The sequence below is a fragment of the Ferrovibrio xuzhouensis genome (assembly GCF_042648965.1).
GTDB classification, from domain to species: Bacteria; Pseudomonadota; Alphaproteobacteria; order Ferrovibrionales; family Ferrovibrionaceae; genus Ferrovibrio; species Ferrovibrio xuzhouensis.
In genome coordinates, this window is record NZ_JBHRYJ010000002.1 from 590,380 (window position 1) to 613,812 (window position 23,433).

The following is a 23,433-nucleotide window of genomic DNA, read 5'->3' on the forward strand; positions in this document are numbered from 1 at the left end:
GCGCCACAGCGAGGGCGGCGCGGCAAACGGCAAGCAAGGATGGAATGTCAGTCTTCGCTGTCGTCGCCGCCGGCATCGCCGCCAGTGCCGAAAACATCGGCAACGGTCGGCTCGGCGGGCTTTTCCGGTTCGGCTGCCGGCGCATCGACCGGTGCAGCAGCCGGAATCTCGGCCGCCGGCGGCAGGCCGGTCTCGCGCCCGGCGCGTGCCTGCTCGCGGGCTTCACGCTTCTCGCGATTTTCCCGGCGTTTGGCGGCCAGGATCAGCACGCGGTCGAGTTCGGTCTGACTGCACATGCCGAGGCTGACCGGATCGCGCGGCTTGATGTTGGCGTGGTTCCAGTGCGTGCGGTTGCGCACCGAATCAATGGTCGCCTTGGTGGTGCCGAGCAGCTTCTGCACCTGTGCATCGGCCACTTCCGGATGGTACTTCAGCAGCCAGGCGATGGCGTCGGGGCGATCCTGGCGCTTCGACAGCGGGGTGTACTTGGCGCCCTTGGTCTTCTGGCGCTGCACCGGCACCGCTGGGGTCAGCAGCTTAAGGTCGCCGGCCGGATCGGCCTCGCAGCGGGCGATTTCCTCGGCGCTGACCTGGCTGTTGGCAACCGGATCGAGGCCGACGATGCCCACAGCAACTTCGCCATCGGCAATACCCTTCACCTCGAGTGGATGCAGGCCGCAGAACTGGGCGATCTGGTCGAAGGTCAACTTGGTATTGTCGATCAGCCACACCGCAGTGGCCTTGGGCATCAGCGGCAATGCCATGGGTAAAACCCTCCTGGTGCGGGAGCCGGCTGGTCAGCGGCCGCCCGCGTGAGCGGAAAAATCGCGCGACAATATAGTGGAACCGGTCGGCTGCGCAACCACCCCGGTTTTTATCTTTTTGGTATTGGTATCAAATAATTAGGAGGACTTTGCCGATATGGTCACCATGGTCGATCCGGGCATGGGCGGCGGCTGCCTGATCGAGCGGGAAGCGGGAATCAATGATCGCCTTGATCCGCCCGTCGGCCAGGGCCGGCCAGACTTTGGCCTCCAGCGCGCGGGCAATCGCCCCCTTGAAGGCGATGGGCCGGGGCCGCAGTGTCGAGCCGGTAACCGTGGCCCGCTTGCGCATCAGCAGGCTGAGGTCGCCCTCGCCCTTGGGGCCGCCCTGCACGGCGATGATCACCAGCCGGCCTTCCTCGGCCAGGCTCTTGATGTTGGGGGCGAAATACTTGCCGCCGACCATGTCGAGGATGACGTCGACGCCGCGGCCGCCGGTCAGTTCGGCGATACGGGCGGCAAAATCCTCGGTCTTGTAGTTGATCGCCTTGGTCACCCCGAGGCTCTCGCAGTAGCGGCATTTCTCGTCGGTGCCGGCGGTGGCGTAGATATTGGTTGCGCCGAGCAGTCTGGCGAGCTGGATGGCGGCAACACCGATGCCGGACGCGCCGCCATGGATCAGGATGCTCTCGCCGGCGGCCAGCCGGCCGCGGTCGGCGATGTTGGTCCACACGGTGAACCAGTTTTCCGGCAGGGCTGCCGCTTCGGCCATGTCGAGGCCGGCGGGCACCGGCAGGCATTGTTCGGCCGGCGCGAGGCAATAGGTGGCGTAGCCACCGCCGGCGACCAGCGCGCAGACCTTGTCGCCCAGCTTCCAGCGTTGCACGCCGTCACCCAGCGCGACGATCTCGCCGGCGACTTCGAGGCCGGGATAATCCGGCGCACCGGGCGGCGGCGGATACATGCCGGCACGCTGCAGCACATCGGGGCGGTTCACGCCGGCGGCGGCCACCTTGATCAGCACCTCGCCGGCCGCCGGCTGCGGTATCGGCCGCGGTGCCGGCTTCAGCACCTCGGGGCCGCCGGGCTGGCTGATCTCGATGACGGTCATCTCTTTCGGCAGCATGCGGGTCCTCCGGTTCGGATTTTCTGATCTGACTTGGTGATCTAGCGGTCCCCGGCCGATCCGGCAAGCGCGTGGCGGCCTAGGCTGTGCTGCCGCGGCGGAACTCGGTGGCGAAGAACAGCAACGACAGCAGCGGCAGCACCAGGCCGGTTGCCGTGGTCACGGTCCAGCCGCCATGGGTATAGGTGGCGCTGGCCAGCACCGAGCCGGCGGCACCGCCGAAGAAGAAGCTGGCAATGTAGATGCCGTTCAGCCGGCTGCGGGCTTCTGCAGCTTGCGCGAACAGCGCGCGCTGGCCGGTGACCAGATTGGCCTGCACGCCGAAATCGAGCGTGATGCCGGCCAGGACCAGCAGCGGCAGGGAGTGGATCTCGGCGGCGATCCAGGCCATCGGGAAGGCGAGCGCCACCAGCGTCATCGCCAGACCGGTGGTGAAGCGACCCCAGCCGCGATCGGCCCAGCGGCCGGCAATCGGTGCGGCGACCGCACCGGCGGCGCCGGCCAGCGCGAACAGTGCGATGCCGCGCTGGGTCAGGCCGAAATCCGGCCCGGCCAGCAGCAGCGGCACCGAGGTCCAGAACAGGCTGAAGGCGCAGAACAGCGGCACGTGATAGGCGGTGCGCCGCTGCAGGATGCGGTTGGTGCGCAGCAGGCCGAACAGCGAATGCAGGATGCCGCCGTAGGACAGTTTGGTATTGGGCTGGCGCTTCGGCAGCAGCAGGCCGAGCAGCGCGGCCAGCACCAGCATGGCGACGGCCATGATCTCGAAGACCGCGCGCCAGCCGAACAGGCTGGTCAGCCAGCTCGACAGCGGCCGCGCCAGCAGGATGCCGAGCATCAGGCCCGACATGATGTTGCCGATGATGCGGCCGCGGCGATGGTCGGGGGCGAGATGGGCGGCGAACGGCACCAGCAGTTGTGCACCCACCGAAGTGAGGCCGATCATGAAGGCGGCGGCGAGAAACGGCACCGGATGCCGGGTGAAGGCCATGCCGGCCAGCGCGATGGCGGCGGCGACCAGGGTGACCATGATCAGCCGGCGGTTTTCCAGCTTGTCGCCGAGCGGCGCGATCAGCAGCAGGGCGAGGCCGTAACCGATCTGGGTGAAGGTCACCACGAAGCCGGCCAGCGTGTCGCTGAGTCCGATGTCGGGTGCGATCAGGCCGATCAGCGGCTGGGCGTAATAGAGGTTGGCGGCGGTCAGGCCGCAGCCGATGGCGAACACGAAGGTCAGGAAGCCGGTCATGGCCACGGGCTTGTCCTGCGCGGGCAGTGCGGTATCGGTCATGGGAATCTTTATCGTGGGGCGGGGGAGGGCCGCACCTAGTTAGGGCGCGTCAGGTGATCTGTATACCCGGTTCTTGCCCGACAGGGCTGTGACCGGCGCCCGGAAAACCCTAAACTGCGGCGACCGCAGGACCGATACCGGGAGGGCAGCATGGACTGGGACGAGGCAACCACACGCAAGCCGGCTGCGCCGAAATACGATGTCATGTCGATCGAGGATCTCGAGACCCGGATTGCCGATCTGGAGGCCGAGATTGCCACCATCCGCGGCGTCATCAAGCAGAAACAGGCGGCCCGCGGCGCCGCGTCCGGCTTTTTCAAGAGCTGAACGGCATCCGCCTCGGCTGTCCCGTTCTGTTCCCGTCAGACGTACGGAAAAGCGGCGACTGATGGCCGGAGCGGACCCTGCTGCGCGGGCCATGTCGACGGTCAGGTCCGGGAATCCCGGATAAAATTCTGTAATGAAAAGAAATTTTCGAGACTAAAGACAATTATTGTCAATTGTCGCAGACCGTTCAATACCCGTCAGCGGGCGCGGACAGAACGCAGGATGGTGTCCGCGGCCGCTTCGGCCCGTTCACGCCAGGAATCTTTATCGAACATGGCCGCCAGTCGTGGGTCGTGGAAGCTGGCGGTCAGATCGTCGATCACCTGGGCCTGGCGCTCGGGCGCCGCCGGGCGGAAGGCGCCGGCCTGGCTGCCCTCGGCCATCAGTCCGGCCAGATGGCGGCGGATATGCGACCGATGCTGGCGGGCGACCGCGGCAATATTCTGCATCACCTCGTCCAGCACCTCGGCCCGGCCGGGATCGGTGAGATAGCGGCGAGTGGCCTCGGCATCGGCCAGCAGGAAGGCATGCAGCCGGGCCGCCGGGCTGCGGCCGCTGTCACGGGCGATTTCGGCAAGCCGCGTCTCGTCGTCGGCCAGCCAGCGGGTCGCCATGGCGGCCACGATGGCGCGCTTGTTGGGATAATAGCGATAGACCGCGGTGCGGGCGAGGCCGGCCTCGGAGGCGATATCCTCGATGCGGGTCCGCTTGCCGCCCATCCGGCGGAAGCAGGCCAGCGCCGCATCCAGCAGCCGGTCCTGGATCGTCCCGGCCGGCAGGTCGTCCGGGCGGTCGGCAGCCGGGCGGTCGGCAGAAGGTGAGGCGGCAGCCGGGCGGAGTGTCATGCCCCGACCATACAGGAACACTCCCGCCTGTAAAATCGAAGCTGCGCCGGTCCCGCCGAATCGGTGGTTTCATCGAATCTTAAGTGCTGTCGACCATACTACAGACAGTCATTAGTTTCCTCCCTGTTGAGTTCGACTTCGGCCGTCGGGCCCTCCGGCGGCCGCTCTTTTTGCGTGTCGGAAACATCTTGTTACACCTGCTTGACTAGGATGGTCCCGGCATGGATTAATCGCCGGAGTTTCGAGATTGAGGCAGATGTCGGGGTCGTTCCGTCCGGAAAGGGCGGAACGACCCACTTTTTTGCCCGAAGCAGCCGCTTTTTTGCCGGTCCTGCGCCACCCGCGCCGCTTTTGCCCTGCTGGCCCGGGTGATAAAGACGGACGGCCTGCGCCACTGCCCGATGATCAGGGCCGGCCGCCGGGCAGGGAGACGCCAGATGCTGGAACCGAAATTCCTTCGTTTCGACACGCTCAGCCTGCATGCGGGCCAGCAGCCCGATCCGACCACCGGCGCTCGCGCGGTGCCGATCTACCAGACCACCTCCTACGTCTTCCGCGACACCGACCATGCCGCTGCCCTGTTCAACCTGGAACGCGGCGGCCATATCTACTCGCGCATCTCCAATCCCACTGTCGCGGTTCTTGAGGAGCGGCTGGCGGCGCTGGAAGGCGGCGTCGGCGCGGTCTGCACCAGTTCGGGCCAGGCGGCCCTGCATCTGGCCATCGTCACCCTGATGGGCCAGGGCGGCCATATCGTCGCCTCGCGCAACATCTATGGCGGCAGCTACAACATCCTCGTCCATACCCTGCCGCGCTTCGGCATTACCACCACCTTCGTCGATCCGCGCGACCATGCGGCGTGGCAGGCGGCAATCAAGCCCGAGACGCGGCTGGTGTTCGGCGAGATTCTCGGCAATCCGGGCCTCGAGGTGCTCGATGTGCCGGCGGTGGCGAAGATCGCCCATGCTGCGGGTCTGCCGCTGATGCTCGACTGCACCTTTGCCACGCCCTACCTGTTTCGCGGCTTCGAGCATGGCGCCGATCTCGTCATGCATTCGGCGACCAAGTTTCTCGGCGGCCATGGCGTCGCCATCGGCGGCGCGCTGATTGACTCGGGCCGTTTCGACTGGGAAGCCTCGGGCAAGTTCCCGACGCTGACCGAGCCCTACGCGGGCTACCACGGCCTCGACTTCGTCGAGGAATTCGGCCCCAGCGCCTTCATCATGCGGGCCCGCGCCGAGGGCCTGCGCGATTTCGGTGCTTGCCTGTCGCCGACCAATGCCTTCCAGATCCTGCAGGGCGTCGAGACCCTGCACCTGCGCATGGCCCGGCATGTCGAGAATGCCCGCAAGGTGGTCGGTTTCCTGAAAGCCCATCCGGCAGTCGGCTGGGTGTCCTATCCCGACCTGCCCGAGCATCCCGACCACGAGCTTGCCAAGACGTTGCTGCCCAGGGGCTGCGGCGCGATCTTCAGCTTCGGCGTCAAGGGGGGCCGCGAGGCCGGCCGCGCGCTGATCGAGAGCCTGCAGATATTCTCGCATCTGGCCAATGTCGGCGACGCCAAGTCGCTGGTGATCCATCCGGCCAGCACCACGCACCAGCAGATGAGCGCGCCCGAACTGAAGGCTGCCGGCATCGGCGAGGATCTGGTGCGCCTGTCGGTCGGCCTGGAAGACGTGCAGGACCTGATCGACGACCTCAACCAGGCCCTGCGCGCCGCCGCGAAAGCGGTCAAGGCCGCTGCCGAATAAGCAGAAAAGAAAAGGGAAGCGCCAATGTGGCTTGATGTTGCCGGCAAGCGTGTCTTCGCCGCCACCGGCGGGCGGGACTTCGATGCAACGAAGCCGGCCGTTGTGTTCATCCACGGCAATGCCTGCGACCATACCGTCTGGGCGCTGCAGACGCGCTGGTTCGCCTATCACGGCTATTCGGTGCTGGCCCTCGATCTGCCGGGCAACGGCCGCTCGGATGGCCCGATGCCGGACAGCATCGAGGCCTTTGCCGCCTGGCTGCCGCAGCTGCTCGATGCCGCCGGCCTGAAGCAGGCCGCGCTGGTCGGCCATTCGATGGGCGCGCTGATTGCGCTGGAGACCGCAGCAAAGCACCCTGACCGCGTCAGCAAACTTGCCCTGCTCGGTTTCACCTGGCCGATGGCGGTGAACCCGGAGCTGCAGGCACTGGCCGACAGCGGCGCCTATACAGTGGTCGAGCTGATGAACGACTGGATGCTGCCGAAGAAAAGCCAGATCGGCGGCAACAAGGTGCCCGGCAGCTATCTGCTCGGCGGCAGCATCCGGCTGGTCGATCAGGCGCCGCGGGCGTCGCTGGCGCTTGGCTTCCGTGTCTGCAACAGCTATGCCGGCGGTGCCGAAGCCGTGACGGCCGTGCAATGTCCGGCGCTGATCCTGTCGGGCCAGCGCGACATCATGACCTCGCCGCGCGCCGTGCAGGGCCTGCTCAAGGCGTTCCGCGACGCGCGGCTCGAGGTGCTGCCCGGCTGCGGCCATCTGATGATGGGCGAACGGCCGGACGAAACGCTCGATGCCCTGAAAACTTTCATTGCCGGATGACCCGATGACCGAAACGCCCGCCCAGCGGCTTTACCTGATCACTCCGCCGGTGATCGAGCCGGCGGCTTTTGCCGAAGACCTCAAGGCGGCACTTGGCGCCGGCGATGTCGCCTGCCTGCAAGTGCGGCTGAAGGACGGCGAACGCACGGCGTCGGACAATGCCTTCCGCCGGGCCACCGAGGCCCTGCTGCCGGTCTGCCACGCGCATGACGTGGCGTTGCTGATCAACGACCGGCCGGATCTCGCCATCAAGTTCGGTGCCGATGGCGTCCATGTCGGCCAGGAAGACGAGACCTATGCCGAGGCACGGCGTATCCTCGGGCCCGATCGCATCGTCGGCGTCACCTGCCACAACTCCCGTCACCTGGCCATGGAGGCCGCCGAGGCCGGCGCCGACTACGTGGCCTTCGGGGCGTTTTTCCCGACCGGCACCAAGGCGGCCAAGACCCGGGCCGACCCCGAGATCATCGAATGGTGGGCCGGCCTGATGGAAGCGCCCTGCGTTGCCATCGGCGGGATTACTGTCGAGAATTGCGGGCCGCTGGTCGCCGCCGGGGCCGATTTTCTGGCGGTTTCGGCCGGGGTCTGGCAGCATCCGGAGGGCCCGGCGGCGGCGGTTTCCGCCTTCTGCCGGGCAATTGCCAACCATGCCCGTGGCTGATAGGGTCCGCCCCCTTTCCCGACCGAAGCAATCATAATCCCCATGGCCCTGCGACCCGCCCTGATCAATGCGATGGCGAACGCGGCGCGTAAAGCGCAGCGCAGCCTGATCCGCGACTTCAACGAGGTCGAAAACCTCCAGGTTTCCAAGAAGGGCCCGGCGGATTTCGTCTCTGCCGCCGACCGCAAGGCGGAAAAGATCCTGCAGCAGGAACTGGCCAAGCTGCGCCCCGATTTCGGCTTCGTCATGGAAGAGGGCGGCCGCATCGAGGCCAAGGACGGCAAGCATTACTGGATCATCGATCCGCTCGACGGCACCACCAATTTCCTGCACGGCATTCCGCATTTCGCCATCTCGATCGGCGTGACGCGCGACGACGACCTGATCGCCGGCGTGATCCTCGATGTGGTGCGCGACGAACTGTTCTGGGCCGAGAAGGGCGGCGGCGCCTTCCTCAATGACCGCCGCCTGCGCGTCTCCGCCCGCCGCAAGCTGCCTGAGGCGCTGTTCGCCACCGGCATCCCGTTCCATGGCCGCCCGGGCCATGCCCCCTTCCTGAAGGAAATGACCAGCGTGATGGCCGAAGTGGCCGGCATCCGCCGCATGGGCGCCGCGGCGCTCGACCTCGCCTATGTGGCGGCCGGCCGTTACGACGGCTTCTGGGAGGCCAATCTGTCGCCCTGGGACATCGCGGCCGGCATCGTGATCGTCCGGGAGGCCGGCGGCCTGGTCACCGATCTGGCCGGCGGCGAGAAGATGCTGGAAACCGGTGGGATCATTGCCGCCAATGATGCGATGCACACCCCGCTGCGCAAGCTGCTGGCGAAGGGCTGAGCCGGCTTTCGCGTTTCGTTAAGCATTTGATTCACAGACTGCCGGGTTGTCGGACTCGGCGGCCTCCGCTATCGTTCGCAGCGCTTACGCGTAACGGGGGAACTGACCGATGGCTGCCAAGCCGCACCTGCTTTCGCTGACCGTCATGCTGCTGGCGCCTGCCCTTGCGGCCGGCAGCCTGCTGACGGCATCCGCTCCGGCCCTGGCCCAGACCGTGATCGGCGGGCAAGGCAGCGGCGACGTCCAGGTCAACCTGCAGGCGCTCGACCAGCTTGGCGGCGGCGGTTATGCCGCCTCCGGCAACGGCGCAGGCGGGTTCAGCTATCCCGCCGTCAGCGGCCGGCCGCCGCTGCCCGGTGAAGCCCCGGCGCCGCATCCGCTGCTCGGCGAGACCGGCAATCCGCGCGGCCTGCACCTGCAGGTTCGCCGCAAGGCGATGACCGCGTCCAGCCTCGCCAATGCCGAACCGGCTCCGAAACGTCCGGTCGCTGCGGCGAAACCGAAGCCCGAAATCACCATGAAGCCGGCCCCGGCCGCCCCGTCGGCGCCGACGGAACCCCCGGTGCCGGCGCCGCAGGTCGCCACTGCACCGCCCGCCGCCGCGCCGGCCACCACGACCGCACCGGCGCCCGCGCCCGCTGCCCCGGTCGCTTCGGCCGGCCAGCCGATGTCGACCACGCCGCCGACGGCCGCGCCGGCTGAGGCCGCGCCAGATCAGGCCCCGGCCGCCACCCCCGCGCCGGCCCCGCAGGTCGCCACCGCGCCGGCGGCCCCGAAGCCTGCCGCCCCGGCCAATCCGGCTAGCCAGCAGAGTGCCATGGTGGCACCCAAACCGGTGCCGGCGCCCAGCACCCAGGGCGGCATGGTCACCATTCCCTTCTCCACCGAGCAGGCGGACCTGCCCAAGGGCCAAGTTGCCGCGCTCGACAGCCTGGCCCAGCAGATGGCCGGCAGCGAGGATCGCCTGCAGATTCGTGCCTATGCCGCCAGCACCGGCACCGATGGCAGCGGTGCCCGCCGCCTGTCGCTCAGCCGTGCGCTCGCCGTGCGGGCCTACCTGATCGACAAGGGCATCCGCAGCACGCGCATCGATGTGCGTGCGCTGGGGACGCCCACCGATGGCAGCGCGGCGGATCGCGTCGAGGTGGCACCGGTCGGCCGCTGAGGCCGGCTGTTGCCTTCTGCGGTTGATCTTGTCGCCCGCGCCGGGCGATCATCACCGGGGATCAATCTGATTCGGTTGCGGCGGCACCCCTTCCGCGGGTGCGGCGGACGCGGCGCCGCGAAAATGCCGTATTCGCTGCTTAGGCCAAAAGCCGGAGGATGGAGCGCATGACCAAGCCCGGCCGTTTCCTGTTTCGCATGCTGGTGTTCCTCGTCGCCGTCGGCGCCGTGGTGACCGTGCTGCATGCGCCGCTGGTCCGCGCCTTCATGGCCAATCCGGCCCTGAACAGTCTGATCGTCGCCGTGCTGGTGTTCGGCATCCTCTACACCTTCCGCCAGGTGCTGATGATCGGCCGCGAGGCCAGCTGGGTGGAAGACTGGAAGAAGACCCAGCAAGGCGCCGCCACCGGCAACGCGGGCGAGCCGTCCAACCTGCTGGCGCCGCTGGCCAAGATGCTGGAGAACCGCGGTCCGCGCGGCTCGCTGTCGGCCGCCGCCACCCGCGCGCTGCTCGATTCCGTCGGCTCCCGGCTCGACGAAGCGCGCGACATCTCGCGCTACCTGATCGGCCTGATGGTGTTCCTCGGCCTGCTCGGCACCTTCTGGGGCCTGCTGGAGACGATCTCCTCGGTCGCCGACACCATCGCCTCGCTGTCGCTCAGCAACAGTGACGACATCAACGGCCTGTTCGAGAAGCTGAAGGGCGGGCTGGAACATCCGCTCAGCGGCATGGGCATCGCCTTCTCGACCTCGCTGATGGGCCTTGCCGGTTCGCTGGTGCTCGGTTTCCTCGACCTGCAGACCAGCCAGGCGCAGAACCGCTTCTACAACGACCTCGAGGAATGGCTGGCCGGCTTCACCCGGATCAGCAGCGGCGGCATCGCCGATGGCGACCAGTCGGTGCCGGCCTATGTGCAGGCGCTGCTGGAACAGACCGCCGACAGCCTCGACAACCTGCAGCGCACCATGGCGCGCGGCGAGGACAGCCGGTCCTCCACCGGTGCCGCGCTGATGCAACTGAACGAGAAGCTGAGCCTGCTGACCGAGCAGATGCGCGCCGAACAGGGTCTGCTGCTGAAACTGACCGAACACCAGATCGAGATGAAGCCGATCATGGCCAAGCTGGCGCAGGGTGCCGAGAGCGGCGGCTTCGATGCCGCCAGCCGCGGCCACCTGCGCAACATGGACATCCTGCTGGCCCGCCTGCTGGACGATGGCGCCCAGGGCCGTGCCAAGCTGGTCGATGAGATGCGCGCCGAGATCAAGCTGTTGTCGCGCACCATCGCCGCCATGGCCGACACCCAGCGGCGCCAGTGAGCAGTGGCGTTGAGCCGATGACCGGGCAGCAGGGATAACCCGCCATGGCATTCAGCCGGCGACGCAACGAGGGGCAGGGGGCCGGTCCGTGGCCGGGCTATGTCGACGTGCTGTCGACCCTGCTGATGGTCATCGTCTTCGTGCTGGCGGTGTTCATCCTGGTGCAGTTCTTCCTCGCCAACGCGATCTCCGGCCGTGACAAGGCGCTGGCCGAGCTACGCACCGAGATTTCCAGCCTGGTCGACCAGCTGTCGCTGGAAAAGCGCACCAGCGCCCAGTTGCGGCTCGATATCGGCCAGCTGCAGTCGACCCTGCAGTCGGCCAATGCCGAGCGCGACCAGCTTGCCGCCGTGCTGGCCGATGCCCAGGCGCGCGCCGACGAAGCCGACAAGAAGGCCAAGGACCAGGCGCAGATCATCATCGACCTGCAGGGCAAACTGGTGTCCGGCGCCGACCAGCTCGACAAGGAAAAGCAGCTCACCGCCGATGCGCGCAGCCAGATCGACCTGCTGAACCGGCAGATCCTCGCGTTGCGCCAGCAGCTGGGCGAACTTGATCGCATCCTCAAGGAAAGCGAAGCCAAGGAGAAAGCCAGCGAGGCGCAGGTCGCCGATCTCGGCAAGCGGCTGAATGCAGCCCTTGCTCGCAAGGTCGACGAGCTGCAGAACTACCGTTCGGAATTCTTCGGCCGCCTGCGCCAGCTGCTCGGTGGCCGCAAGGATGTGCAGATCGTCGGCGATCGCTTTGTCTTCCAGTCGGAAGTGCTGTTCGATTCCGGTTCGGCCGAACTGAAACCGCAGGGCCGCGAGCAGCTGGCCAAGCTGGCCAAGACCCTGCTCGACATCTCGGCCAAGATTCCGACCGACCTGCCTTGGGTGCTGCGTGTTGACGGCCATACCGACAAGGTGCCGATCAGCACGGCGCAGTTCCCGTCGAACTGGGAACTGTCGACGGCGCGTGCCATCTCGGTAGTGAAATTCCTGATCAGCCAGGGCATTCCGGCCGAACGGCTGGCCGCCACCGGCTTCGGTGAATTCCAGCCGCTGGTCGACGGCAGCGACGATGCGTCCCTGCGCCGCAACCGCCGCATCGAACTGAAACTGACCGAACGCTGAGATGTTCGAGGAAGCGTTTCTCCGGGTCGGCCAGCGCCTGGGCGCCCTGCAGGTCTGGGTGATCATCGCACTGGGGCTGGCTGTCGTCACGCCGCTCGGTCTTGCCGGGCTTGCCGCCTATGCCTGGTACCATCCGGCCGCGCTGTGCCGGCAGCAGAGCAGTAGCCTGTTTTTCGGCGCCGGCCTGCCTGATGGCGGCACCGTGACGCCGGAAGACTGGGCGCGCTTTGTCGATACGGCGATCGCGGCCCGCTTCCCCGATGGTTTCACCTTGCTGGACGGCGAGGGCGCCTGGCGTTCGGGCACCACGGGCGACACCATCCGCGAGCCGGCCCATGTGCTGGTGCTGGTGCATCCGAACAGCCGCGACGTCGATGCCCGGCTCGATGCCATTGCCGCCGACTACAAGACGCAGTTCCGTCAGGAAAGCGTGCTGCGCCTCGACCAGTGCGCCAGCGCCCGGTTCTGAGCTTCAGCAGACAGGTCTGATCGTCAGTTGACCGGCTTCAGCTTCGCCGGGTCGACGGCGCAGTCGATGATGCGGTTGCCGAAGCCGGCGCCGATCAGCAGGCGGTTATTGTGCTGCGCGGCGCTGCTGGCGGCGGAAATCTCGTCGCCCGGATTGCCATAGGCCTCGGTCACCGCCGTGCCGCCGCCGCCGGTGGTGGTGATCCGCAGGGCCATGCTGGGAGCCTGCTTGTCGGGATTGATCATATGGCCGATGGTGGCAAAGGCATTTGGCAGCACGGTCAGCCAGAAGGCGCCCTGCTCGTCGCGATGGATCTTGTCGACGCCGCCGGGCAGGGCGAGGCTGCCGGCACGGAACAGCGTGCCGGTGCCGGGGTCGCGGGTATAGACCAGCAGCATGCGCCACAGGGTCGAGCCGACCAGCAGGGTGCCGCCGTCGGACGACAGTGCGATGCCGTTGGCGAACGAGATGTCGCCGGCCGCCACGCGGGCGCCGCGGCCGTCATGATAGATCACCGTCGAGCGGCTGAGCTGCAGCAGGTTTTCCACCATATGCATCCAGCGCGGGCCGCTGCCGCGGTCGTTGGTCAGATAGAAGGATTCCGGCCCGGCGGCGACGATGCCGGCGGGATGCACGAACAGCGTGCTGGCGACGCTGCCGCGGTGATGCAGGCTGAAACCGGTGCTGCGGTCGCCGTCGAGGGTGAAGATCTCGACCGTATTGTTGCCCTCGCTGCGGCGGTTGATCACCTGCAGGAACAGGCGGCCGTCCTCGGCCCGGTACAGGCTGATGCCCGCGGGGTGGAAGGCCATGGCGTCGGGCACGGAAAGCTGTGTGAAGCGGCCCGGCCGGTTCGTCAGGTCGTAGAACACCAGATGCCCGCGGCTGCCGGGCTCGCGGCGATCCTGGCTCGAGATGATGGCGCCGCTGCCGTCGGGCAGCATGGCGATATCGGCGGGGCCCGGCGGCGAGTCGACCGCCATGCACTGGCCGGCGGCAAACGGCTCGGCGCTGCGCCAGGCGCCGCCCTGCCAGACGATGTAGCCGACATAGACCACGGCGGCGACGGCGAAGGCGCGCCACCAGAAGCGGATCAGCCGGCCGCCGGCCGGCTGGCCGCGCGACCTACGCGGCAGCATCGGCGCTGCCCGTCATGAATTGCAGGCGGGCGAGGCGCGCGTAAAGCCCGCCCTCCGCCATCAGGCTGTCGTGCCGCCCGGCGGCGACGATGCGGCCCTGTTCCATCACCACGATGCGGTCGGCCTTCTGCACGGTGGCCAGCCGGTGCGCGATCACGAGCGTGGTGCGGCCCTGCATCAGGCGTTCGAGGGCGGCCTGTACCTTGCGTTCGGATTCGGCGTCCAGTGCGGAGGTCGCCTCGTCGAGCAGCAGCACCGGCGGATCGCGCAGCAGGGCGCGGGCAATGGCGATGCGCTGGCGCTGGCCGCCGGACAGGCGGACGCCGCGCTCGCCGAGATAGGTCTGGTAGCCTTCCGGCAGCGCCTGGATGAAGCCATGGGCGGCGGCGGCCTCGGCGGCAGCCTGCACCTCGGCATCGCTGGCATCGGGGCGGCCGTAGCGGATGTTGTCGGCGACCGAACTGCCGAAGATCACCGGGTCCTGCGCCACCAGGCCGATATGGCGGCGCAGCGCCACCGGATCGAGGCGGGCGATCTCGACGCCGTCGATGCGGATGGTGCCTGAATCCGGGTCGTAGAAGCGCAGCAGCAGCTGGAACAATGTGGTCTTGCCGGCACCCGACGGCCCGACGATGGCCACCGTCTCGCCGGCGGCGACCTCGAGCGACAGGTCGTCGAGGGCGGCGATCTGCGGCCGCGCCGGATAATGGAAGCGTAAGGCGTCAAACTGCAGGCGGCCGGCCGGGCGGGCCGGCAGGGTCAGCGGATCGGCCGGGGCACGCACGGTGGGCTCGGTGGCCAGCAACTGCATCAGCCGCTCGGCGGCGCCGGCGGCGCGTTGCACGTCGCCCCAGATTTCCGACAGGGCGCCGACGGCCGAGGCGCCGATCACCGCATAGAAGACGAAGGCGCTGAGCTCGCCGCCCGACATCTCGCCGGCGAAGACAGCCTTGCCGCCGATCCACATGACGCCATTCACCGCGCCGAAGACCAGCAGCATGACCAGTGCCGTCAGCCAGGCGCGGGCCCGGGTGCGGCGCACCGCGGTGGCAAAGGCATTCTCCGCCTTGCCGGCGAACAGTGCCTGTTCGCGGTCCTCGTAGGTATAGGCCTGCACGGTGGTGATGGCGTTCAGCGTCTCGCTGGCCTGGGCCGAGAGATCGGCGATGCGGTCCTGGCTTTCGCGCGACAGCTTGCGCAGCCGGCGGCCGAGAATGACGATCGGCAGCACGACGAGCGGGATCACGAGGGCCACCAGCAGGGTCAGGCGCGGCGAGGTCACCACCAGCAGCACGGCGCTGCCGAGAAACAGCAGGACATTGCGCAGCGCGACCGAGACCGACGAGCCGACCAGGGTCTGGATCAGTTCGGTATCGGTGGTCAGGCGCGACAGCACCTCGCCGGTGCGGGTGCTCTCGAAGAAGATCGGGCTGAGGCGGAGCACATGGGCATAGACCGCCTTGCGGATGTCGGCGACGACGCGCTCGCCGAGCCAGGTGACGCAGTAGAACCGGCCGAAGGTGGCGATCGCCAGCACGGCCACCACGCCGAACAGGGCAGAGAAATACAGGTCGAGGTAGCTGCCGTTGCCCATGCCGAAACCGACGTCGATGACGCGGCGGATCGCCTGGCCGATGCCGAGCACCGCGGCGGCGGCCACCACCAGCGAAATGCCGGCGCCGACCGCCATCCAGCGGTAGGGGGCAATGAAATTGAGGACGAGGCGCAGCGCACCCAGGGCGGGACGGCTGGGGGCGGGGCGGCCGGTAGTGGCGTCGGCGGACATCGGAACCCGGAAAAAACGAAGACCTGTCGTTGGTTATACCGGCCGGGGGAGGGCAGGACAACGCGACATCGGGCCGCGCGGCGCAAGCTGTGGCATGCAGGTGTATGTACGTCTTTTGAACAGATAAAATCCCCTTTATGTTCCAAATATGCCGTGGCATTGTCGCGCGCGACGGACTGGCAGGCAGGGGTGCGACATGCGGCAGTATCTGGCGGTATGGGTAATGGCGGCAATGGCGGCAATGGCGACAATGGTGGCGAGCTGTGGCGGTCCGCTCGGGGCACCGCCGGAGATCTCGGCCCGGCCGGTGACGCGGCCTGACGGCACCGTGGTGCAGCCATCGGGACCGGGCAGCCTGTTTGCCGAATCGGACATGCGACCGATCGGCTTCAGCCGGGTGCAGACTACCATTCCGCGCGGTGCGGTGATCGGCGAAACCCATTACCGGCCGCTGACCTGCGAAGTCGGCACCTCGCTGCATTACGACAACGACCGCCGTCTGCTCAACCCGACGGCCTACAGCGACATCTTCCACACCATCTTCAAGGAATACGGCTACCGCGTCGTCGGCGAGCCGAACGCGCTGTTCGAGGAGCGGAATGCCGCCAAGCCGGACTTCCTTGCCGGTGCCAGCATCACCAAGGTCAGCGGCGACCTTTGCCAGTATGTCCAGACCACCAACCTGTCCGGCACGGTGCGCATCACCGTGAACTGGCAGATCTATGATCCGGTGCGCCGCCAGGTAGTCTGGCGCAGGGATATCGACGGCGAGTTTGCCACCAACCAGCGCCTGATCGGCGACTATACGATTTTTGTGCAGCACGCCTTTGCCGATACGGTGAACCGTCTCGCCGCCGATCCCGAACTGCGACAGCTGCTGTCGCGGCGACCTGAACTGGCGGCCGCGCCGGCAGCGGTGGTCGCGCGCCATCCGTTGCTGCGTCTGCCGCTGTCACAGCTGCCGATCGACCGGCAGGGTGATGCAATCCGTGCCGCCACCGTGCTGATCGAGGTCGGCGCCGGCGGGCATGGCTCGGGTTTTCTGGTCAGCGAGAGCGGCCTGCTGGTGACCAACGCCCATGTGGTCGGCGGCCAGCATTTCGTGCGGGTGCGGCTGCTGTCGGGCCGTGCCGTGGTCGGCGAGGTGCTGCAGGTCGACGAGCAGCGTGATGTCGCGCTGGTCAAGCTGGAGGGCGGAGGATACCCCGCCCTGCCGGTGCGCGAGACGCCGGTGCGGGTGGCCGAGGAGGTCTATGCCGTCGGGGCGCCGCGGATGAAGGAGCTCGGCTGGACGGTGACCCGCGGCGTGGTCAGTTCCTATCGTCAGGCCATGCCGCCGGAGCAACTCGATTACATCCAGGCCGACGTGTCGGTGCATGGCGGCAACAGCGGCGGCCCGCTGCTCGACCGGACCGGCAATGTGGTCGGCATCTGTGCTGCCGGTATCGGCATGGGCGAGACCAAGACCAATGCCGGACTGAACCTGTTCATCCCGATTCTCGATGGGCTCGGGCGGCTCGGGTTCGATCTGGGGCCGGGTCCGGCAGCGGCGACAGCGCAATCGGCAGGCCGGCAGCGCTGATCCTAGCCCGCAGGGGGCGGAAAGGCCGGAAAACCGGGTTTCAGCTCCCGGCCCTGCGGCCCGAAAGCTGCGGTTTCGCCCTTGCGCCGGGGGGTGGTTCTGGCTATAACGCCCGCCGATTGAGGAATTTGCGGGTTTCCGGCTGGCCGGACGCCCAGGAGAAGCAGTCATGAAGCCGGAAATCCATCCCGACTACCACGAGATCAAGGTCCAGATGACCGACGGGACCGTCTATTCGACCCGGTCGACCTGGGGCAAGCCGGGCGACACCATGATGCTCGATATCGACTCGACCTCGCATCCGGCCTGGACCGGCGGCCCCGCCCGCCTCAACGACCAGGGCGGCCAGGTTGCCAAGTTCAACAAGCGCTTCGCCGGCTTCGGCCGCAAGAAGTAAGCCTGTTCCGGTTTTCCCGGAGCACGATCCGGGACTGAAGGGCGGCCGGATCATCCGTGGCCGCCCTTTTTGCGTTTCAGACCTGTGACGATTCCTTAACCGGCCTGGCGCTACGCCTGTTGCATCGGATCATCCGTCCGGGCAGCAACCGACGAAAAGAAGCGCCGCCTGATGGCCCAGGTCTATCAGTCCGCATCGATCAAGCTGGGCGATGAAGTCATCACCATCGTCTACGTCTCCTATGCCGCCATCGCCACCGACCAGATGGCGGCGCGCGCGCTGGCGGCGATGAAGCCGCTGTTCAAGAATTCCACCCTGGTGCTGGCTGCCCAGGGCATCAACCTGGCGCCGGAATTCGTCGGGCCGAAGCATGTGGTCGACATCCTGCGTGGCCGGGCGCTGGCCGAATTCAAGTGGTATCCGATCTCGGTCGGCTGACTGGATCGGCTGGCTGCGTCTGCGGAAAACCGCGCTTTCGACCTCTCCTGAAGACCCCCTTGAAGCTGCCCCTTGAAGCCGTTTGGGCCGCTTCCTACATCCCTGTCGAGCCGGGGGCCCAGACGGGATCCGGCGATCACGGCGGTCCGGCGCCAGCCCGGTTTTCCTGCATGATGCGGGACGGGCCTGCGGACCGCGCAAACGGACTCATCGCTTCAGGAGGATGAAACCATGCGTGCTTTCGACATTTCCCCGCTGCTGCGTTCCAGCATCGGCTTCGACCATGTGAACCGTCTGTTCGATCTGGCGAACCGCCTCGACGACAACGCGGTCAGCTATCCGCCCTACAACATCGAGAAGCGTGGCGAAGACGCCTACCGCATCACCATGGCGGTGGCCGGCTTCAAGCCAGACGAGCTCGATGTGACGGTGAAGGAGAACAGCCTGATCGTCACCGGCAAGGCCGCCGAACAGCCGGCCGAAGGCGAGGTTACCTATCTGCACCGCGGCATCGCGCGCCGCGCCTTCGAGCGCCGCTTCGAGCTGGCCGATACCGTCAAGGTCACCGGCGCCGAGCTCAATGACGGCCTGCTGCATGTCGCGCTCAAGCGCGAGATCCCCGAGGCCAAGAAGCCGCGGCAGATCGAGATCAGCACGGCGGCCCATGCGGCCACGGTGATCGACGCGCAGCCCAAGGCTGCGTAAGGGCAGGGCCGCATAAGACTCGGGACGCATCAGCGACCCGGCGGTCGGATGGAAGGAGCCCGGGCGGGAGACCGCCCGGGCTTTTTTTGTTCTTGCATGAAGGGAGCAGTTTGAAGAAAATATATACAAAAAGCTGCAAAAGGCTCGACCCTCATGAGCGCATTCCACGAACCACCACTGCCGCGGGTCGAGCCTGAGCCCGTAGATGCATCGATCCCGGTGCCTGTACCAGCGAATGCGGCAAGCCTGCAATTCCTCGACCGGCCGGGATTACCCCAGCTGCTGGTCCGCAATCTTCTGTTCGGTGCGCTGACCCTCGGTTTTTACCGGTTCTGGGCCAAGACCAACCTGCGCCGCTTTCTCTGGGCCTCGGTGGTGATTGATGGCGAACCGCTGGAATATACCGGCCGGGCCCGCGAGCTGCTGATCGGCTTCCTGATCGTGATGGCGATTTTCGTGCCGCTGTCGGTCGGCTATTCAGCGCTACAGACCATGCTGCTCGACACGCCCGCCGCCGGCATCATCCTCAGCATCGTCTATGCGGTCGGCCTTTACCTGCTGATCAATGCGGCGATCTGGCGCGCCCGGCGCTACCGCCTGCTGCGCACACTGTGGCGCGGTATTCGTGCCGGCCAGGACGGCTCGACCTGGATCTATATGGGCAAGGCGGCTTTGTGGCTGCTGCTGGTGCCGCTCAGTCTCGGTCTCGCGCTGCCCTGGGCGCTGGCCGACCTGGCGCGCTATCGTATCGAACATACGCTCTGGGGCCAGTTTCGCGGCCGCTTCACCGGCACCGGGCGCGGCCTGCTGGGCCCCTGGCTGCTGGTGATGGCATTATCCGTGCTGCCATTCGTGGCCTGTCTGGCGGGTGTCGCTGTGAATTTCGACTGGGGCGCCTTGCCGGAAGCAAACCCGCGACAGATCGAAGCCGCCGCGGCCAGTGCCGGCCGCTGGCTCACGGTCACGGCGATTCTGGCCGTTGTCGGCGCTCCGTTCCTGTATGCCTGGTTCACGGTACGCTGGCAGCGCTGGTATCTCGGCCATACCGAGATCGGGCCGCTGCATTTTTCCAGCCGCCTGCGCGCACGCAGCCTGATCTGGCGCGGCATCCTGCTGCTGACCCTGCCGCCGGTCTTCCTGGCGGTGATGATTGCACTTGGCTTCACCGCGGCGATGGCGGCACACAGCCATATGTTCATTGTCATACCGGTGGTCTTCGTCTTCCTGCTGATCGGCTGGGGCGGCTTTCGTCTGCTGGGGATGCTGGTGTTCTACGTGCCGGTCCTGCGCAGGGTGATCGAGGCGATCACGGTCGAGAATCTGGCAGCTGCCGGCGGGGCGCAGCAGTCACAGCAGCCGGATGTTCGGTTTGGCGAAGGGCTGGCGGACAGTTTCGAGATCGGCATTGTCTGAGCTGCCGGCCTCTCCCGCCCGCTTCATGGACGGGCAAAGCGGCACAGTTCATCACGGGCGGGCGGTCTTCGCCGCCGATGCCATCGCCTTCACGGCCGATGGCGTCGATATCCGCTGGGCCTATGGCGATGTCCGCCTGCTGGACGGAACGGCTAACAGCGACTGGCTGGCCTTGGGACGAGATGATGACAGCCTGGCTCGCCTGCGTCTGCCCGGCGGCACCTTTGCGACATTGCAGCGGCATTGCCCGGCTTTACGACGCGCGACCAGTGCCGATCGGCGCGGCCGGCGCCAGATGATCATCTGGTCGCTGGCCGCCGTCGCCGGCCTTGTCGCCACCTATCTGATGCTGCCCTGGGCATCCCGGGTGATCGCCGAGAATTTGTCGCCGGCGACCGAGCAGGCTCTGGGGCGCACGGCTTTTGAAGGCTTTGGACAGGTGGCCGGGCATGGCAAGACGCAGTCTGCCGTCTGCACTGATCCGGCCGGGCAGGCGGCTTTGGCCCAGCTGGTATCGCGCCTGTCGCAGCCTGCGCCGCGCCTGCCTTTGCAGGTGCGGGTCGTGCGGTTGCCGATGATCAATGCCTTCGCGCTGCCCGGCGGCTATGTGGTGCTGAGCGACCGGCTGATTGGTTTCGTCGCCAATGAAAGCGAGCTGGCCGGTGTGCTGGCGCACGAGATGGGACATGTCGATGCCCGCCATGCCATGGCCGGCGTGGTGCGCAGCGGTGCCGCCAGTTTCCTGGTCGGCCTGCTGTTCGGCGATGTGATCGGCGGTGTGGGTTCGGTCAGCGTCGCCAGCTATCTGCTGGATGCCGCCTATACCCGCGACATGGAAAGCGAGGCCGATGGTCTGGCGCTGCAGCGGTTGCAGGATGCCGGCATCGATCCGGCAGCGGCGGCCGGTTTTTTCCGCCGCCTGCCGGCGGCGCTGCCGGGTGGCGAGCTGCCGGCGATCCTCAGCACCCATCCGGGCCATGCCGAGCGCGCTGCGCGTTTTGCCGCTGCTGCTGCGGCCAGGCCGGTCGCGCCGGTGCTGACTCCGGCCGAATGGCAGGCGCTGAAGACTATCTGCGCACCAAAGAAAACGGCCCCGGTAACGAAACCGGAGCCGTAATTCTTTTCGGAACAGGAAGAGAGGCGCTTACGCCGCCTTGAAGTCCTGTTCCAGCTTGGCGTCGTATTTGCCCTGTGCGGCGAGGCTGTTGAGCCGGGCGCGGTGCAGATAGCCCTTCTGCGCATTCGCCACATTGGCGGCCTTGCCGCCCCACAGCTTGAGCGGTAGCGCCTGCAGTGCGCGACCATACGAGAAGGTCAGGGCCCAGGGCAGGTTCGGATGGCGGGCGTTCATGGCACCGAGATGCGCCGAGGCGAGCTCGTCCGACTGGCCACCCGACAGGAAGGCGATGCCCGGCACGGCGCCCGGCACGCAGCGCAGCAGCACCTTGACGGTGGCGTCGGCAACCTCGTCGACGCTGGCCTGCGTCTTGGCCTGTTCGCCCTGGATCACCATGTTCGGCTTCAGGATCATGCCTTCCAGCGCCACGTTGTGCAGCGCCAGCTGTTCGAACACCGTATGCAGGGTGCGCTCGGTGACCTTGAAGCTGGTCTCGATGCCATGGGCGCCGTCCATCAGGATTTCCGGCTCGACGATCGGTACGATACCGGCGGCCTGGCAGATGCCGGCATAGCGGGCCAGCGCCTCGGCATTGGCGACCAGGCACTGGCGGCTCGGCTTGCCCGTTGCGGCGTCGATGCTCAGCACAGCGCGCCACTTGGCGAAACGGGCGCCAAGCTGGTGGTACTCCGCCATGCGCTTGGGCAGGCCGTCGAGGCCTTCGGTGATCTTTTCGCCATCGCTGCCCGGCAGGGCCTGCACACCCTTGTCGACCTTGATGCCGGGGATGATGCCGCGCTTGTTCAGGATCTCGACCAGCGGGGTGCCGTCCTTGGCCTTCTGGCGCAGCGTCTCGTCGTAGAGGATGACGCCGGAGACATACTGTTCGGCGCCGGCCGCGGTGAACAGCATCTCGCGATAGTCGCGGCGGTTCTCCTCGGTCGACGGCACGTTGATGCTGGACAGCCGCTTCTCGATGGTCGAGGTGCTTTCGTCGGCGGCCAGGATGCCCTTGCCCGGCGCGACCATCGCTTTGGCGATCGTGTTGAGTTCGGTGAGGTTCATGTCGTCAGCTCCGCTCCCAGTCTGTCGGTGTTCGGCGGGTGGCCAGGCATTCTAGCGCACCCGGATAAGGTCACACGTGATATTTACGCAGCCCGGTTAAGCAGCCGCCGGCTGCGGCGCGGCCAGCGCGGCGACGCCGGGCAGGGCCTTGCCCTCGAGCCATTCGAGGAAGGCGCCGCCCGCAGTCGACACATAGGAGAATTCCTCCGCCACGCCGGCATGGCGCAGGGCCGCGACAGTGTCGCCGCCGCCGGCCACGCTGAGCAGGCGGCCCGACGCCGTCAGCGCCGCCGCGGTGCGGGCGACGGTGACCGTGCCGGCGTCGAAGGGCGGCGTCTCGAAGGCGCCCAAGGGGCCATTCCACACCAGAGTTTTACAGTCGGCCAGCACGGTGCCGAGCCGGGCCGCCGCCACCGGACCGATATCGAGGATCATCTGGTCGGCCGGCACGCGCTCGGCCGGCACCACCTTGCTGGGCGCGCCGGCTTTTAACTCGCGGGCCACCACCACGTCGTCGGGCAGGATGATCGAACAGCCGCGCGCCACCGCGTCGCGCAGGATGTCGCGCGCGGTATCGGCGAGGTTCTTCTCGCACAGGCTCTTGCCCACCTCGCGGCCCTGGGCGAACAGGAAGGTGTTGGCCATGCCGCCGCCGATGATGATCTTGTCGACCTTGCCCAGCAGGTTGCCGAGCAGTTCCAGCTTGGTCGAAACCTTGGCGCCGCCGATCAGCGCGGCGACCGGCTTCTCGGGCGCGATCAACGCCGCCTCCAGATGCTGGAGTTCGACTTCCATGTTGCGGCCGGCATAGGCCGGCAGCAGATGGGCCAGTGCCTCGGTCGAGACATGGGCGCGATGGGCGCAGGAGAAGGCGTCGTTGACGAAGATGTCGCCGAGCGCCGCCATCTGTTTTGCCAGAGCCGGGTCGTTTTTCTCTTCGCCGGCATGGAAGCGGGTGTTTTCCAGCAGTACCACGCCGCCGGGCTTCAGCTTGCCGATTGCCTGCTTTGCCACGTCGCCGACGCAGTCGTCGGCGAAGGCAATCGACGAGCCGAGCGCGGTGGCGAGTGCGGCGGCCACCGGCTTGAGCGACATCTCGGGCACCGGCTTGCCGTCAGGGCGGCCGAAATGCGACAGCACCACCACCCGGGCCCCCTTGCGCGACAGCTCGTGCAGGGTGGGCAGGATGCGGCTGATGCGCAGGTCGTCGGTGACCCGCCCATCCTTCATCGGGACGTTGAGGTCGACGCGGACCAGGACCGTCTTGCCGGCCACGTTGACATCGTCGAGGGTGCGGAACCCGGCCATGGC

Annotated in this window: 23 protein-coding genes; 15 read left to right on the forward strand and 8 right to left on the reverse strand. The window is 67.2% G+C overall.

All coding sequences use genetic code 11. The annotated features are described in order from the left end of the window. Positions 1-47: 47 nt before the first annotated feature. From ACFOOQ_RS12925 to ACFOOQ_RS12935, 3 genes are all read right to left on the reverse strand, one after another. A complete protein-coding gene (locus ACFOOQ_RS12925) occupies positions 48-764 on the reverse strand; it encodes a DUF1013 domain-containing protein (RefSeq protein WP_379727103.1) in 717 nt (238 codons plus the stop codon). A gap of 130 nt (positions 765-894) precedes the next feature. After that, positions 895-1,890 carry an NAD(P)H-quinone oxidoreductase gene (locus tag ACFOOQ_RS12930; protein ID WP_379727106.1) on the reverse strand — a complete coding sequence of 332 codons (996 nt, stop codon included), beginning with the start codon at positions 1,888-1,890 and terminating at the stop codon, positions 895-897. Positions 1,891-1,969: 79 nt separating this feature from the next. After that, positions 1,970-3,178, reverse strand: a complete 1,209-nt coding sequence (locus tag ACFOOQ_RS12935) for an MFS transporter (RefSeq protein WP_379727109.1) — start codon at positions 3,176-3,178, stop codon at positions 1,970-1,972. A 150-nt stretch (positions 3,179-3,328) separates the two neighbouring features. Between ACFOOQ_RS12935 and ACFOOQ_RS12940 the strand changes: the two genes are divergently transcribed. Beyond that, the gene (locus ACFOOQ_RS12940; RefSeq protein WP_379727112.1) at positions 3,329-3,505 is read left to right on the forward strand and encodes a DUF1192 domain-containing protein; all 177 of its coding nucleotides are present in this window, start codon (positions 3,329-3,331) and stop codon (positions 3,503-3,505) included. A gap of 197 nt (positions 3,506-3,702) precedes the next feature. Here ACFOOQ_RS12940 and ACFOOQ_RS12945 read toward each other — a convergent pair whose 3' ends face one another. Then, positions 3,703-4,350, reverse strand: coding sequence for a TetR/AcrR family transcriptional regulator (locus ACFOOQ_RS12945; RefSeq protein ID WP_379727115.1), 648 nt, complete (start codon positions 4,348-4,350; stop codon positions 3,703-3,705). A gap of 437 nt (positions 4,351-4,787) precedes the next feature. Between ACFOOQ_RS12945 and ACFOOQ_RS12950 the strand changes: the two genes are divergently transcribed. From ACFOOQ_RS12950 to ACFOOQ_RS12985, 8 genes are all read left to right on the forward strand, one after another. Next, positions 4,788-6,101: an O-acetylhomoserine aminocarboxypropyltransferase gene (locus ACFOOQ_RS12950; protein WP_379727118.1), complete on the forward strand. Its 1,314-nt coding sequence runs from the start codon at positions 4,788-4,790 to the stop codon at positions 6,099-6,101. A 24-nt stretch (positions 6,102-6,125) separates the two neighbouring features. Beyond that, positions 6,126-6,920: an alpha/beta fold hydrolase gene (locus ACFOOQ_RS12955; protein WP_379727121.1), complete on the forward strand. Its 795-nt coding sequence runs from the start codon at positions 6,126-6,128 to the stop codon at positions 6,918-6,920. 4 nt (positions 6,921-6,924) lie between these two features. Further along, positions 6,925-7,581 (forward strand): thiamine phosphate synthase, encoded by a 657-nt coding sequence (gene thiE / locus ACFOOQ_RS12960; RefSeq protein ID WP_379727124.1) that lies wholly within the window; start codon positions 6,925-6,927, stop codon positions 7,579-7,581. 42 nt (positions 7,582-7,623) lie between these two features. Continuing rightward, positions 7,624-8,415: an inositol monophosphatase family protein gene (locus ACFOOQ_RS12965; RefSeq protein ID WP_379727127.1), complete on the forward strand. Its 792-nt coding sequence runs from the start codon at positions 7,624-7,626 to the stop codon at positions 8,413-8,415. 109 nt (positions 8,416-8,524) lie between these two features. Beyond that, positions 8,525-9,580: an OmpA family protein gene (locus ACFOOQ_RS12970; protein WP_379727130.1), complete on the forward strand. Its 1,056-nt coding sequence runs from the start codon at positions 8,525-8,527 to the stop codon at positions 9,578-9,580. Positions 9,581-9,747: 167 nt separating this feature from the next. Further along, the gene (locus ACFOOQ_RS12975; protein ID WP_379727133.1) at positions 9,748-10,896 is read left to right on the forward strand and encodes a flagellar motor protein MotA; all 1,149 of its coding nucleotides are present in this window, start codon (positions 9,748-9,750) and stop codon (positions 10,894-10,896) included. A 44-nt stretch (positions 10,897-10,940) separates the two neighbouring features. Next, the gene (locus ACFOOQ_RS12980) at positions 10,941-12,011 is read left to right on the forward strand and encodes a peptidoglycan -binding protein (protein ID WP_379727136.1); all 1,071 of its coding nucleotides are present in this window, start codon (positions 10,941-10,943) and stop codon (positions 12,009-12,011) included. Between the two features lies 1 nt (position 12,012). Continuing rightward, complete coding sequence (locus tag ACFOOQ_RS12985; protein ID WP_379727139.1) at positions 12,013-12,480, forward strand: DUF3574 domain-containing protein; 468 nt, start codon at positions 12,013-12,015, stop codon at positions 12,478-12,480. Between the two features lie 23 nt (positions 12,481-12,503). Here ACFOOQ_RS12985 and ACFOOQ_RS12990 read toward each other — a convergent pair whose 3' ends face one another. After that, positions 12,504-13,619 carry a hypothetical protein gene (locus ACFOOQ_RS12990; protein ID WP_379727142.1) on the reverse strand — a complete coding sequence of 372 codons (1,116 nt, stop codon included), beginning with the start codon at positions 13,617-13,619 and terminating at the stop codon, positions 12,504-12,506. Then, positions 13,606-15,405, reverse strand: coding sequence for an ABC transporter transmembrane domain-containing protein (locus ACFOOQ_RS12995; protein WP_379727145.1), 1,800 nt, complete (start codon positions 15,403-15,405; stop codon positions 13,606-13,608). The genes ACFOOQ_RS12990 and ACFOOQ_RS12995 overlap by 14 nt, the downstream gene beginning before the upstream one ends. A 196-nt stretch (positions 15,406-15,601) precedes the next feature. On the opposite strand from ACFOOQ_RS12995, the gene ACFOOQ_RS13000 reads away from it, so the two are divergent. The 6 genes from ACFOOQ_RS13000 (at position 15,602) to ACFOOQ_RS13025 (ending at position 21,057) form a co-directional block, all read left to right on the forward strand. Further along, complete coding sequence (locus tag ACFOOQ_RS13000; RefSeq protein WP_379727148.1) at positions 15,602-16,987, forward strand: S1C family serine protease; 1,386 nt, start codon at positions 15,602-15,604, stop codon at positions 16,985-16,987. A gap of 169 nt (positions 16,988-17,156) precedes the next feature. Beyond that, entirely contained in the window at positions 17,157-17,384 is a 228-nt protein-coding gene (rpmE, locus tag ACFOOQ_RS13005) for a 50S ribosomal protein L31 (RefSeq protein ID WP_379727151.1), read from the forward strand. A 171-nt stretch (positions 17,385-17,555) separates the two neighbouring features. Then, positions 17,556-17,822 (forward strand): hypothetical protein, encoded by a 267-nt coding sequence (locus tag ACFOOQ_RS13010; protein ID WP_379727154.1) that lies wholly within the window; start codon positions 17,556-17,558, stop codon positions 17,820-17,822. Between the two features lie 231 nt (positions 17,823-18,053). Further along, positions 18,054-18,527, forward strand: a complete 474-nt coding sequence (locus ACFOOQ_RS13015; protein WP_379727157.1) for an Hsp20 family protein — start codon at positions 18,054-18,056, stop codon at positions 18,525-18,527. A 153-nt stretch (positions 18,528-18,680) separates the two neighbouring features. Next, entirely contained in the window at positions 18,681-19,940 is a 1,260-nt protein-coding gene (locus ACFOOQ_RS13020; RefSeq protein WP_379727160.1) for a DUF898 family protein, read from the forward strand. After that, a complete protein-coding gene (locus ACFOOQ_RS13025; protein ID WP_379727163.1) occupies positions 19,933-21,057 on the forward strand; it encodes a M48 family metallopeptidase in 1,125 nt (374 codons plus the stop codon). Before ACFOOQ_RS13020 ends, ACFOOQ_RS13025 begins: the two co-directional genes overlap by 8 nt. A 27-nt stretch (positions 21,058-21,084) precedes the next feature. On the opposite strand, the gene ACFOOQ_RS13030 is transcribed toward ACFOOQ_RS13025, so the two are convergent. Both ACFOOQ_RS13030 and ACFOOQ_RS13035 read right to left on the reverse strand, forming a co-directional pair. After that, a complete protein-coding gene (locus tag ACFOOQ_RS13030; protein ID WP_379727166.1) occupies positions 21,085-22,122 on the reverse strand; it encodes a class I fructose-bisphosphate aldolase in 1,038 nt (345 codons plus the stop codon). Positions 22,123-22,218: 96 nt separating this feature from the next. Continuing rightward, positions 22,219-23,430 (reverse strand): phosphoglycerate kinase, encoded by a 1,212-nt coding sequence (locus ACFOOQ_RS13035; protein ID WP_379727169.1) that lies wholly within the window; start codon positions 23,428-23,430, stop codon positions 22,219-22,221. Between the last annotated feature and the right edge of the window lie 3 nt (positions 23,431-23,433).